This window comes from Streptomyces diastaticus subsp. diastaticus, assembly GCF_011170125.1.
Taxonomy (GTDB): domain Bacteria; phylum Actinomycetota; class Actinomycetes; order Streptomycetales; family Streptomycetaceae; genus Streptomyces; species Streptomyces diastaticus.
The window spans coordinates 601,686-614,420 of the sequence record NZ_BLLN01000003.1; the positions used below are offsets into that span (position 1 = coordinate 601,686).

Annotated in this window: 12 protein-coding genes; all 12 read left to right on the plus strand. The window is 71.9% G+C overall.

The features are described 5' to 3' along the window. Nucleotides 1-4 precede the first annotated feature (4 nt). The 12 genes from Sdia_RS11080 (at nt 5) to Sdia_RS11135 (ending at nt 12,638) form a co-directional block, all read left to right on the plus strand. The gene (locus Sdia_RS11080; RefSeq protein ID WP_115068609.1) at nt 5-1,429 is read left to right on the plus strand and encodes a UDP-N-acetylmuramoyl-tripeptide--D-alanyl-D-alanine ligase; all 1,425 of its coding nucleotides are present in this window, start codon (nt 5-7) and stop codon (nt 1,427-1,429) included. Beyond that, nucleotides 1,426-2,499, plus strand: coding sequence for a phospho-N-acetylmuramoyl-pentapeptide-transferase (mraY, locus tag Sdia_RS11085; RefSeq protein ID WP_100453085.1), 1,074 nt, complete (start codon nt 1,426-1,428; stop codon nt 2,497-2,499). Before Sdia_RS11080 ends, mraY begins: the two co-directional genes overlap by 4 nt. Then, complete coding sequence (gene murD / locus Sdia_RS11090; RefSeq protein WP_115068608.1) at nt 2,481-3,926, plus strand: UDP-N-acetylmuramoyl-L-alanine--D-glutamate ligase; 1,446 nt, start codon at nt 2,481-2,483, stop codon at nt 3,924-3,926. The genes mraY and murD overlap by 19 nt, the downstream gene beginning before the upstream one ends. A 99-nt stretch (nt 3,927-4,025) precedes the next feature. Beyond that, nucleotides 4,026-5,369 (plus strand): putative lipid II flippase FtsW, encoded by a 1,344-nt coding sequence (ftsW, locus tag Sdia_RS11095; RefSeq protein WP_100453087.1) that lies wholly within the window; start codon nt 4,026-4,028, stop codon nt 5,367-5,369. Nucleotides 5,370-5,375: 6 nt separating this feature from the next. Beyond that, nucleotides 5,376-6,473 (plus strand): undecaprenyldiphospho-muramoylpentapeptide beta-N-acetylglucosaminyltransferase, encoded by a 1,098-nt coding sequence (gene murG, locus Sdia_RS11100; protein ID WP_100453088.1) that lies wholly within the window; start codon nt 5,376-5,378, stop codon nt 6,471-6,473. Between the two features lie 45 nt (nt 6,474-6,518). Then, nucleotides 6,519-7,310: a cell division protein FtsQ/DivIB gene (locus Sdia_RS11105; RefSeq protein ID WP_189499969.1), complete on the plus strand. Its 792-nt coding sequence runs from the start codon at nt 6,519-6,521 to the stop codon at nt 7,308-7,310. Between the two features lie 275 nt (nt 7,311-7,585). Next, nucleotides 7,586-8,818, plus strand: coding sequence for a cell division protein FtsZ (gene ftsZ / locus Sdia_RS11110; protein ID WP_100453090.1), 1,233 nt, complete (start codon nt 7,586-7,588; stop codon nt 8,816-8,818). An 8-nt stretch (nt 8,819-8,826) separates the two neighbouring features. Next, a complete protein-coding gene (pgeF, locus tag Sdia_RS11115; protein WP_229830579.1) occupies nt 8,827-9,570 on the plus strand; it encodes a peptidoglycan editing factor PgeF in 744 nt (247 codons plus the stop codon). Between the two features lie 20 nt (nt 9,571-9,590). Beyond that, entirely contained in the window at nt 9,591-10,310 is a 720-nt protein-coding gene (locus tag Sdia_RS11120; protein WP_124287075.1) for a YggS family pyridoxal phosphate-dependent enzyme, read from the plus strand. 124 nt (nt 10,311-10,434) lie between these two features. Further along, complete coding sequence (locus Sdia_RS11125; protein ID WP_115068607.1) at nt 10,435-11,046, plus strand: cell division protein SepF; 612 nt, start codon at nt 10,435-10,437, stop codon at nt 11,044-11,046. A 52-nt stretch (nt 11,047-11,098) separates the two neighbouring features. Then, entirely contained in the window at nt 11,099-11,383 is a 285-nt protein-coding gene (locus Sdia_RS11130) for a YggT family protein (protein WP_100453092.1), read from the plus strand. A 55-nt stretch (nt 11,384-11,438) separates the two neighbouring features. Next, nucleotides 11,439-12,638, plus strand: a complete 1,200-nt coding sequence (locus Sdia_RS11135; RefSeq protein WP_100453093.1) for a DivIVA domain-containing protein — start codon at nt 11,439-11,441, stop codon at nt 12,636-12,638. Nucleotides 12,639-12,735 lie beyond the last annotated feature (97 nt).

Sequence of the window (12,735 nt, forward strand, 5' to 3'; positions counted from 1 at the left end):
ACTTGTGATCGCCCTCTCCCTTGCCGAGATCAACAGCATCGTCGGCGGGCAACCCGCCGACATACCGGACCTGGACGCCCAGGTCACCGGACCGGTCGTGATCGACTCCCGGCTCGCCGCCCCAGGCAGCCTCTTCGCCGCGTTCGCCGGTGAAAGGGCCGACGGCCACGACTACGCGGCCACCGCCGTGGAGACCGGAGCCGTCGCCGTCCTCGCGACCCGGCCCGTCGGCGTGCCCGCCCTCGTCGTGGACGACGTGGAGCGCGCCCTCGGGGCGCTCGCGCGCGCCGTCGTGGAGCGCCTGGGCACGGCCGTCGTCGCCCTCACCGGCTCCGCCGGCAAGACGTCCACCAAGGACCTCGTCGCGCAACTGCTCCAGCGGATCGCGCCGACCGTGTGGACGCCCGGCTCCCTCAACAACGAGATCGGGCTGCCGCTCACCGCGCTGCGCGCCGACGCGGACACCCGTCACCTCGTCCTGGAGATGGGGGCCCGCGGCGTCGGGCACATCCGGTACCTCACCGGGCTGACCCCGCCGCGGATCGGTGTCGTCCTCAACGTCGGCAGCGCCCACATCGGCGAGTTCGGAGGCCGCGAGCAGATCGCCCTGGCCAAGGGCGAACTGGTCGAGTCGCTCCCCGAGGACGGCGTCGCGGTCCTCAACGCCGACGACTCCTACGTCCGTGACATGGCCTCACGTACGAAGGCACGGGTCGTCACCTTCGGCGAAGCGCCCGAAGCGGACATCCGCGCCGAGAATGTCCGTCTCACGGAGAACGGCCGCCCCGCCTTCACGCTGCACACACCCTCCGGGTGCGGCGACGTGACCATGCGCCTGTACGGTGAGCACCACGTGTCGAACGCGCTCGCCGCCGCCGCCGTCGCATCGGAACTGGGCATGCCCGTGGACGAGATCGCCCAAGCGCTCTCCGAGGCGGAGTCCCTGTCCCGCTGGCGGATGGAGGTCACCGAGCGCCCGGACGGTGTGACGATCGTCAACGACGCCTACAACGCGAACCCCGAATCCATGCGGGCCGCCCTGCGCGCGCTCGTGGCGATGGGCGGCGCCCGCCGCGGCGAGGGGGGCCGCACCTGGGCGGTGCTCGGACAGATGGCCGAGCTGGGGGACGAGGCGCTCACCGAACACGATGCCGTCGGGCGGCTCGCCGTCCGGCTGAACGTGAGCAAGCTCGTGGCAGTCGGCGGCACGGAAGCGGCCTGGCTGCGGATGGGCGCATACAACGAGGGTTCGTGGGGTGAGGAGTCGGTGCACGTGTCCGACGCACAGGCGGCGGTCGACCTGTTGCGCAGCGAGCTGCGCCCGGGAGACGTCGTACTCGTGAAGGCTTCCCGGTCCGTGGGACTGGAGAAGGTCGCCGCCGCTCTGCTGGCGGACGGTACGGGCGAGGGTGAGGTCGCCGCCCGATGATGAAGCAGATCCTGCTCTCCGGCGTCATTGGACTGTTCCTGACGCTGATCGGCACACCACTGCTGATCAAGCTGCTGGCCAAGAAAGGCTACGGCCAGTACATCCGCGACGACGGTCCGCGCGAGCACCACTCCAAGCGCGGGACGCCGACGATGGGCGGTATCGCCTTCATCCTCGCGACGATCATCGCGTACTTCCTGTCCAAGCTGATCACCGGTTACCAGGTGACCTTCTCGGGTCTCCTGGTCCTCGGGCTCATGGCCGGCATGGGCCTCGTCGGGTTCCTCGACGACTACATCAAGATCGTGAAGCGGCGTTCGCTGGGCCTGCGGGCCAAGGCGAAGATGGCCGGACAGCTCCTCGTCGGCATCGCCTTCGCCGTGCTGGCGCTGCAGTTCCCCGACAACCGGGACCAGACGCCGGCCTCCACCCGCCTGTCGTTCATCACCGACTTCGGCTGGAAGATCGGCCCGGTGCTCTTCGTCATCTGGGCGCTGTTCATGATCCTCGCCATGTCGAACGGCGTGAACCTCACCGACGGCCTCGACGGCCTCGCCACCGGCGCCTCCGTCATGGTCTTCGGCGCGTACACCTTCATCGGCGTCTGGCAGTTCCAGGAGTCCTGCGCCAACGCGGAGTTCCTCACCAACCCGGCGGCCTGCTTCGAGGTACGAGATCCACTCGACCTCGCCGTGGTGGCCTCCGCGCTGATGGGCGCCTGCTTCGGCTTCCTGTGGTGGAACACCTCGCCGGCCAAGATCTTCATGGGCGACACCGGCTCGCTCGCCCTCGGCGGCGCCCTCGCCGGCCTCGCCATCTGCTCCCGCACCGAGCTGCTGCTCGCCGTCCTCGGCGGCCTCTTCGTCCTCATCACCATGTCCGTGGTGATCCAGGTCGGCTCGTTCCGCCTCACCGGCAAGCGGGTGTTCCGGATGGCGCCACTGCAGCACCACTTCGAACTCAAGGGGTGGTCCGAAGTCCTTGTGGTGGTCCGCTTCTGGATCATCCAGGGCATGTGCGTCATCGTCGGCCTCGGCATCTTCTACGCGGGATGGGCAGCCACCAAGTGACCTGGAAGGACCAGCACATCACCGTGGCCGGCCTCGGGGTGAGCGGCATCAGCGCCGCTCGCGCCCTGGCCGGCCTCGGCGCGCACGTCACCGTCGTGGACGGTGGCGAGGGCGAGCAGCACATGGCGCGTGCCGCCCAACTCGCCGCCGCCTTCGACGCGGCGGACACCCCCGGCACCGTCGCGGTCCGCCTCGGCGACGCCGACACCCTCCCCGAGCCGACCGACCTGGTCGTCACCTCGCCCGGGTGGAAGCCCGACTCGCCGCTCTTCGCGGCCGCCGCGGAGGCGGGTGTCGAGGTCGTCGGCGACGTGGAGATCGCCTGGCGGCTGCGGCCCGAGGGCGCCGCGGAGTGGCTCTGCGTCACCGGCACCAACGGCAAGACCACCACCACCCGGATGCTGGCCGCCATCCTCACCGCCGCCGGGCTGCGCACCGCCGCCGTCGGCAACATCGGCACCCCGCTGATCGACGTGGTCCTCGCCGACGAGCCCTACGACGTCCTCGCCGTCGAACTCTCCAGCTACCAGCTGCACTGGGCCCCCTCCCCGCGCGCCCACTCCGCGGCCGTCCTCAACCTCGCCCCCGACCACCTCGACTGGCACGGCTCCATGGAGGCGTACGCCGCCGACAAGGGCCGCGTCTACGAGGGCAACCGGGTCGCCTGCGTCTACAACACCGCCGACCCCGCCACGGAGGCCCTGGTCCGCGCCGCCGACGTAGAGGAGGGCGCCCGGGCCGTCGGCTTCACCCTCGGCGCCCCCGGCCCCTCCGAACTGGGCGTCGTCGAAGGGCTCCTGGTGGACCGGGCCTTCGTCCCCGACCGGCACCGGCAGGCCCAGGAACTGGCCGAGGTGGCCGACGTCACCCCGCCGGCCCCCCACAACGTCGCCAACGCCCTCGCCGCCGCGGCGCTCGCCCGCGCCTACGGGGTGGACGCCACCGCGGTCCGCGACGGCCTGCGGGCCTTCGCCCCGGACCCGCACCGGATCGAGCGGGTCGCCGAGATCGACGGCGTCACCTACGTCGACGACTCCAAGGCCACCAACACCCACGCCGCCGAGGCCTCCCTCAACGCCTACCGGCCGATCGTCTGGATCGCCGGCGGCCTCGCCAAGGGAGCCACCTTCGACGACCTGGTCGCCTCCGCCGCCGGCCGGCTGCGCGGCGCCGTCCTCCTCGGGCGGGACCGCGCCCTGATCCGCGAGGCCCTCGCCCGACACGCCCCCGACGTCCCGGTCGTCGACCTGGACCGGACCGACACTGGGGCGATGTCCGCGGCGGTCGGCGCCGCCCGGGGCCTCGCCGAGGCGGGCGACACCGTGCTGCTGGCCCCGGCCTGTGCCTCGATGGACATGTTCACCAACTACAACCGGCGCGGCGAGGCGTTCGCCGAGGCCGTCCGGGCCCTGGCCGCGGACGCCTGAGGGACCGCACCCCGCCCCCGGCCCACCGCCGCCCGCCGGGCGCGGCGGGCCGGGGGCGGACGGCCGCCGTGCCGGGGAGGACTGGAGGGGACAGCGACCATGCCGGCCGACACCGACCGGAGCCGGCGCACCGCGCCGCGCCCGCGCACCACCGCGCCCCCCGCCGGGCGCCCCCTCGGCGCCCGCCTGCGCGACAACCCGGTCACCCGCTTCCGGCGCCGGGTGCAACGGGCCTGGGACCGTCCGCTGACCGCGTACTACGTCATCGCCGGCTCCAGCGTGCTCCTCATCGTGCTCGGCCTGATCATGGTGTACTCCTCCTCGATGGTGTACGCCATCAACAAGGGCCTGGGCAGCTCCTACTTCTTCTCCAAACAGCTCGTCGCCGCCCTCGTCGGCGGGGTGCTGCTGGTGATCGCGGCCCGGATGCCGGTCAAGCTCCACCGGGCGCTGGCCTACCCGATCATCGTCGGCTCGGTGGCGCTGATGGCCCTGGTCCAGGTGCCCGGCGTCGGCCAGGAGATCAACGGCAACACCAACTGGATCTCCCTCGGCGGCCCCTTCCAGATCCAGCCCAGCGAGTTCGGCAAGCTCGCCCTGGTGCTGTGGGGCGCCGACCTCCTCGCCCGCAAGCAGGAGCGGCGGCTGCTGACCCAGTGGAAGCACCTGCTGGTCCCGCTGGTGCCGGCCGCCTTCATGCTGCTCGGCCTCATCATGCTCGGCGGTGACATGGGGACCGCGGTGATCCTCACCGCGATCCTCTTCGGGCTGCTGTGGATCGCGGGCGCCCCCACCCGGCTGTTCGCCTCGGTCCTCGCCGTCGCCGCGGCCATCGGGGCCCTGCTGATCTGGACCAGTCCCAACCGGATGGCGCGGCTGAGCTGCCTGGGGGCCACCGACGCCGGGCCCGCCGACATCTGCCTCCAGCCCCTGCACGGCAGTTACGCCCTGGCGTCCGGCGGACTCTTCGGTTCCGGTCTCGGTGCGGGTGTGGAAAAATGGGGTCAACTGCCGGAAGCGCACACCGACTTCATCTTCGCCGTCACCGGGGAGGAACTCGGCCTCGCGGGGACACTGTCGGTACTCGCGCTCTTCGCGGCTCTAGGCTATGCGGGTATCCGCGTGGCCGGACGCACGGAGGACCCCTTCGTGAGGTACGCCGCGGGAGGTGTGATCACCTGGATCATGGCGCAGGCCGTGATCAACGTCGGTGCGGTGCTCGGCCTGCTGCCGATCGCCGGGGTCCCGCTCCCGCTGTTCTCCTACGGAGGGTCCGCCCTGCTGCCGGCCATGGCCGCCATCGGGCTGCTCATCGCGTTCGCGCGGGCGGACCCGGCCGCACGGGCGGCACTGGACACGAGGCTGCCCGGCAGGAAGCGGGCAGCGGTGAGATGGAACACGATGCGACGGCGCGCCCGCGGGCGCTCGTCCGGAGAGCGGTGAATTTCGGTGCATGTCGTACTCGCCGGTGGGGGGACCGCCGGTCATATCGAGCCGGCGCTCGCCCTCGCGGACGCCCTGCGCAGGCAGGACCCGACCGTGGGGATCACGGCGCTGGGCACGGAACGCGGCCTGGAGACCAGGCTCGTGCCGGAGCGCGGCTATGAACTGGCGCTGATCCCCGCCGTCCCCCTGCCCCGCAAGCCCACCCCCGAGCTGATCACCGTCCCGGGGCGGCTGCGCGGCACGATCAAGGCGGCCGAGCAGATCCTGGAGCGCACCAGGGCCGACGCGGTCGTCGGCTTCGGCGGCTACGTGGCCCTGCCCGGCTACCTGGCGGCCAAGCGCCTCGGGGTCCCGATCGTCGTCCACGAGGCCAACGCCCGCCCGGGCCTGGCCAACAAGATCGGCTCGCGGTACGCCCACGGCGTCGCCGTCTCCACCCCGGACAGCAAGCTGCGGGACGCCCGCTACATCGGCATCCCGCTGCGCCGCGCCATCGCCACCCTGGACCGCGCCCGGGTCCGCCCCGAGGCGCGTGCCGCCTTCGGCCTCGACCCGAACCTGCCGACGCTGCTGGTCTCCGGCGGCTCGCAGGGCGCCCGCCGCCTCAACGAGGTCGTCCAGCAGGCCGCCCCCTCGCTCCAGCGGGCGGGCATCCAGATCCTGCACGCGGTCGGCCCGAAGAACGAACTGCCGCACGTCGACAACATGCCCGGGATGCCGCCCTACATCCCGGTACCGTACGTGGACCGCATGGACCTCGCCTACGCGGCGGCGGACATGATGCTCTGCCGCGCCGGCGCGATGACCGTCGCCGAACTCTCCGCCGTCGGACTCCCGGCCGCCTACGTCCCGCTGCCCATCGGCAACGGCGAACAGCGGCTCAACGCCCAGCCGGTGGTCAAGGCCGGCGGCGGACTCCTCGTGGACGACGCGGAGCTGACGCCGGAGTGGGTCCAGCAGCATGTGCTGCCGGTCCTCGCGGACCCGCACCGGCTGTACGAGATGTCCCGCGCGGCCTCCGAGTTCGGCCGCCGGGACGCCGACGACCTGCTCGTCGGCATGGTGTACGAGGCGATCGCCGCACGGCGCGCCAACCACTGAGGGGGCGGCCCACGCCCCCCTATGACGCAGGAGGCGACAGGGAGCGTGGCCGCAACGACGACCGCCCGGCGCGGGCGGAACTCCGGGACCGAGGAGCCGCCCGCGCGGTCCGCGAAGGCGCAGGGGCCCGGCCCGCGCCGCGGACGCCTCCTCCTGCTTCTCGCGGCCGCCGCCGCCCTGTTGGGCGGGGCGGCCATCTGGGCTCTCTACGGCTCCTCGTGGCTGCGGGTCGAGTCCGTGACCGCCGAGGGGACCCGGGTGCTGACCCCGGCACAGGTCGAGAAGGCCGCAGCCGTGCCGAAGGGCGTCCCGCTGGCCTCCGTCGACACCGACGCCGTCGCCGCCCGGCTCCTCGCCGCACTGCCCCGCCTGCGCACGGCCGAGGTGGAACGCTCCTGGCCCCACGGAGTCGAGCTGCGGGTGAGCGAGCGACGGCCCGTTCTGATCATCGCGAAGAACGGACAATATGGTGAAGTGGACCGGGAAGGCGTGCGGTTCGCGACCGTGGGTACGCGGCCGAAGGGCGTGCCCCTGCTGAAGCTGGACGCCGCCCGCTCCCCGAGCCTGAAGCGCTTTCCCGCCGGCAGGCTCCGGGCCGAGGCGGTCACCGCGGCCGCCGACGTCCCCGCGGCGGTGCGGGGGGAGCTGAGGGCCGTACGGGTGCGTTCCTTCGACGCCATCTCGCTGGAGTTGAGCGGAAGGCGCACGGTTGTCTGGGGAAGCGGTGAGAAGGGTGATACGAAGGCGAAGGCGCTCGCCGCGCTCCTCAAGGCGGCGCCGAAGGCGCGTCACTTCGACGTGAGTGTGCCCACGGCCCCCGCCGCTTCAGGTGGTTGACGGGAGATCCGCAGGCCAGCACCCTGGTTGGCCCGTGCTACGGGTGATCACATAGGGTGAAAAGAAAAACGGGAGGTTCGGCGTGTTCGTTGAACGCGCGCCGCTTGTCGACTTAGTGTCCTGTCCGGAACAGTCCAGGAAACAGGCACACTGGTAACCCTGAACTTCAACGTTAGGGTTCGGGTCGGCGTTCGGACCGTCCCCATTCGACATCAGTCGTCCGCCGAGCGGCAGCGCCCGGCGGCGACACGTAATCGAGGCGAGAGGCCTTCGACGTGGCAGCACCGCAGAACTACCTCGCAGTCATCAAAGTCATCGGTGTCGGCGGCGGTGGTGTCAATGCCATCAACCGGATGATCGAGGTCGGTCTCAAGGGCGTCGAGTTCATCGCCATCAACACCGACGCCCAGGCGCTGTTGATGAGCGACGCCGACGTCAAGCTCGACGTCGGCCGGGAACTCACCCGCGGACTCGGCGCCGGAGCCAACCCGGCCGTCGGCCGCAAGGCGGCAGAGGACCACCGCGAGGAGATCGAAGAGGTCCTCAAGGGGGCCGACATGGTCTTCGTCACCGCCGGTGAAGGCGGCGGCACCGGCACCGGCGGCGCCCCCGTCGTGGCCAACATCGCGCGCTCGCTCGGCGCCCTCACGATCGGCGTGGTCACCCGCCCGTTCACCTTCGAGGGACGCCGTCGCGCCAATCAGGCGGAGGACGGCATCGCCGAACTCCGCGAAGAGGTCGACACCCTCATCGTGATCCCCAACGACCGCCTGCTGTCCATCTCGGACCGTCAGGTGAGCGTTCTCGACGCTTTCAAGTCCGCGGACCAGGTACTCCTCTCCGGTGTCCAGGGCATCACCGACCTCATCACCACCCCCGGCCTGATCAACCTCGACTTCGCCGACGTCAAGTCGGTCATGTCCGAGGCGGGTTCGGCCCTGATGGGGATCGGCTCGGCCCGCGGCGACGACCGGGCCGTGGCCGCCGCCGAGATGGCCATCTCCTCCCCGCTGCTGGAGGCGTCGATCGACGGCGCCCGCGGGGTCCTGCTCTCCATCTCGGGCGGTTCCGACCTCGGTCTCTTCGAGATCAACGAGGCCGCCCAACTGGTCAGTGAGGCCGCCCACCCGGAGGCCAACATCATCTTCGGCGCCGTCATCGACGACGCCCTCGGCGACGAGGTGCGGGTCACCGTCATCGCCGCGGGCTTCGACGGCGGTCAGCCGCCGGCCAAGCGGGACAACGTCCTCGGCTCCTCCTCCGCCAAGCGCGAGGAGCCGGCGCCCGCCGCCCGCCCGGCGAACGCCGAGCCTGCCCGCCCCGCCTTCGGCGGCCTGGGCAGCGTGACCCCGCGCGAGGAGGCGGCCCCGCAGCCGGCCGTCTCCGCCGAGCCCGAGCCCGCCCCGTCGACCGAGCTGCCCACCGCACCGGTGGCGCCGCCGCAGGTCCCCCCGGCCCGGTACGACAGCCAGGCCGAGGAACTGGACGTGCCGGACTTCCTCAAGTGATATCGCCGGTGCCCGGGTCCGCGCCCGGGGAGCACGGCACCGCGGGCGGCGCCCACTTCGCCTTCACCGACCGGTGGGGCGGAGTGAGCGCCGTTCCGTACGAGCAGCTGAACCTCGGCGGGGCCGTCGGTGACGACCCCGCCGCGGTGCGTGCCAACCGCGCCCGCGCGGCCGAGGCACTCGGCCTGGAGGCGGCCGGTGTCGTCTGGATGAACCAGGTGCACGGCCGGGACGTCGCCGTGGTCGACGGGGTCTGGGGTGAGCGGCCGGTCCCCGAGGTGGACGCCGTGGTCACCGCCCGGCGCGGCCTCGCCCTCGCCGTCCTCACCGCCGACTGCGTCCCCGTCCTGCTCGCCGACCCGGCCGCCGGGGTCTGCGCCGCCGCGCACGCCGGACGCCCCGGGATGGCCGCCGGCGTGGTGCCGGCCGCTGTCGAGGCCATGGTGCGGCTCGGCGCCGATCCCGCCCGGATCACCGCCCGCACCGGCCCCGCCGTCTGCGGCCGGTGCTACGAGGTGCCCGAGGCGCTGCGTGCCGAGGTGGCCGAGGCGGAACCGGCGGCGTACGCCGAGACGAACTGGGGAACGCCGGCGGTCGACGTGGTCGCCGGGGTGCACGCCCAGCTGGAGCGGCTCGGGGTGACGGACCGGCAGGCGTCGGACGTCTGCACCCTGGAGTCGCCGGACCACTTCTCGTACCGGCGCGAGGGGACCACGGGACGGCTCGCCGGTTATGTGTGGCTGGACCGATGAGCGTGGCGGGACTGGAAGAGATGACCGACCGTAAGACCGAACTCGCCGCCGGCCTGGAGCGGGTGGAGCAGCGGATCGCCGGGGCCTGCGCCGCGGCCGGCCGCGACCGCGACGAGGTGGCCCTCATCGTGGTCACCAAGACCTACCCGGCCTCCGACGTGCGGCTGCTGGCCGAACTCGGCGTCCGGCAGGTCGCCGAGAACCGGGACCAGGAGGCCGCGCCGAAGGCGGCCGCCTGCGCGGATCTCGACCTCACCTGGCACTTCGTGGGTCAGTTGCAGACCAACAAAGCACGGTCCGTGGCGGATTACGCCGATTTCGTGCACTCCGTCGACCGCGCGAGACTGGTGACCTCCCTCTCCTCGGCGGCCGGGCGCACCGGGCGTGAACTGGGCTGCCTGGTGCAGGTCGCCCTCGACGCGGAGGCCGGCGGCCGGGGTGACCGGGGTGGCGTGGCGCCGGACGGGGTCGAGGAGTTGGCCGGGCTGATCGACGCGGCGCCCGGGCTCAGGCTCGGAGGTGTGATGACCGTCGCACCTCTGTCCGGCGAGTACGCCGGGCGCCCGGCCGCGGCCTTCGCGCGACTGAGGGAAATCTCAACCTCCCTGCGGGCGGCCGGGCCTGCTGCCACCATGGTTTCCGCGGGGATGAGCGGGGACCTCGAACACGCCGTGGCCGCCGGGGCGACACATGTACGCGTCGGCAGTGCGGTACTCGGAGTCCGACCCGCGCTCGGGTAACGTCGCGATGCAAGTCGGACCACAGCAGAAAATATGGTCATTCCCGCAGTTCGGCGGGGTGACTTCGTGGATCGCGGGCACGTTTGGCGTCAGTTGATCCACCACAGAGCGGAGGACTCAGAGCATGGCCGGCGCGATGCGCAAGATGGCGGTCTACCTCGGCCTCGTGGAGGACGATGGGTACGACGGCCCGGGGTTCGACCCCGACGACGAGTTCGAGCCCGAGCCGGAGCCCGAGCGTGACCGGCGCCGGCACGCTCCGGCGCACCAGGAGCCTGCCGAGGAGCCGGTGCGCGCCCCCCAGCCGCCGGCGCAGCGCGAGCGCGAACCCGTTCCGCTGCCGGCGGAATCCGGACGACCCGCCCGAATCGCCCCCGTGGCATCCATCACACCTGAACGCCAGAGCCTGGAGAAGAACGCCCCGGTGATCATGCCCAAGGTTGTCTCCGAGCGTGAGCCCTACCGCATCACGACTCTGCACCCCCGGACCTACAACGAGGCCCGTACCATCGGGGAACACTTCCGCGAGGGCACTCCGGTGATCATGAATCTCACGGAGATGGACGACACCGACGCGAAGCGACTTGTCGACTTTGCTGCGGGTTTGGTCTTCGGTCTTCATGGAAGCATTGAGCGGGTGACGCAGAAGGTGTTCCTGTTGTCGCCTGCTAACGTCGATGTCACGGCGGAGGACAAGGCTCGCATCGCAGAGGGCGGGTTCTTCAACCAGAGCTGAGACGCCGGCGAGAAGACGGACGACATGAGTCAGGGGAGAGGGCAGCGCGACAATGGGCGTTTTCGGGGATGTGCTCTACATCGCGCTGATGTGTTTCCTCATCGTGCTGATCTTCCGGTTGGTCATGGACTACGTGTTCCAGTTCGCCCGCTCGTGGCAACCGGGCAAGGCGATGGTCGTGCTTCTGGAGGCGACCTACACTGTCACCGATCCACCGCTCAAGCTTCTGCGGCGGTTCATCCCGCCGCTCCGTCTCGGGGGCGTGGCGCTCGACCTGTCCTTCTTCGTACTGATGATCATCGTCTACATCCTGATCTCCGTCGTGAGCCGGCTGTGAGCGTGATGTCAGCTACGTTCTTGCCGAATGCCGACGACTACGTTGAGGTGAAGAGATGCCGTTGACCCCCGAGGACGTGCGGAACAAGCAGTTCACGACCGTCCGCCTCCGAGAAGGCTATGACGAGGACGAGGTCGATGCCTTCCTCGACGAGGTCGAGTCCGAACTGACGCGCCTGCTCCGTGAGAACGAGGACCTGCGCGCCAAACTCGCCGCCGCCACCCGGGCGGCCGCGCAGAACCAGCAGCAACAGGGGATGCGCAAGCAGCAGGAGCAGCAGGATCGTCCCGGCGCTCCGGTGCCCGCCGCCATATCGGGACCGCAGCCGGTGCCGCCCCAGCAGCAGCAACAGCAGCAGCACATGGGTGGCCCGCCGCAGCTCCCGGGCGGTGCCCCGCAGCTTCCGGCAGGCCCCGGCGGCCACGGCCACGGTCCCGGCCCGCAGGGCCAGCACGGCCCGGGCCCCCAGGGTCAGCACGGCCCCGGCCCGATGGGCCAGCAGGGTCCCGGCCCCATGGGCCAGCAGGGCCCCGGCGGCCCGATGGGTCAGCAGGGTCCCGGCGGTCCGATGGGCCAGGGCGGTCCGATGGGCGGCCCCATGGGCGGCCACGGCGGTCCGCAGCTGCCCCAGCCCGGACAGGGCCCCGGTGGCGACAGCGCCGCCCGGGTGCTCTCGCTCGCCCAGCAGACGGCCGACCAGGCCATCGCCGAGGCGCGTTCCGAGGCCAACAAGATCGTCGGTGAGGCGCGCAGCCGTGCCGAGGGTCTGGAGCGGGACGCCCGCGCCAAGGCCGACGCCCTGGAGCGGGACGCGCAGGAGAAGCACCGTGTCGCGATGGGCTCCCTGGAGTCCGCACGCGCCACGCTGGAGCGCAAGGTCGAGGACCTGCGCGGCTTCGAGCGCGAGTACCGCACCCGCCTGAAGTCGTACCTGGAGAGCCAGCTGCGTCAGCTGGAGACCCAGTCCGACGACTCGCTGGCGCCGCCGCGTACCCCCGCGGCCGCCTCGCTGCCGCCGGCCCCGCAGATGAGCGGGTCCATGGCGGGAGCCGGCGCGAACGGCATGGGCGGCCACCCGAACCAGTCGATGGGCGGCAACCAGCAGTCCGGCGGCCCCTCGTACGGCGGTGGGCAGCAGCAGATGTCCCCGGCCATGACCCAGCCGATGGCTCCGGTCCGGCCGCAGGCGCCCGCCCCGATGCAGCAGGCGCCGGCCCCGATGCGCGGCTTCCTCATCGACGAGGACGACAACTGACGGCGCCTTAGGGTGTCCTAGGCATTCAGACGCGGGCCCGGCCCCCTCGACGGGGGCCGGGCCCGCGTCGTCGTACCCGCTCCGGTGCGGGGGCCGA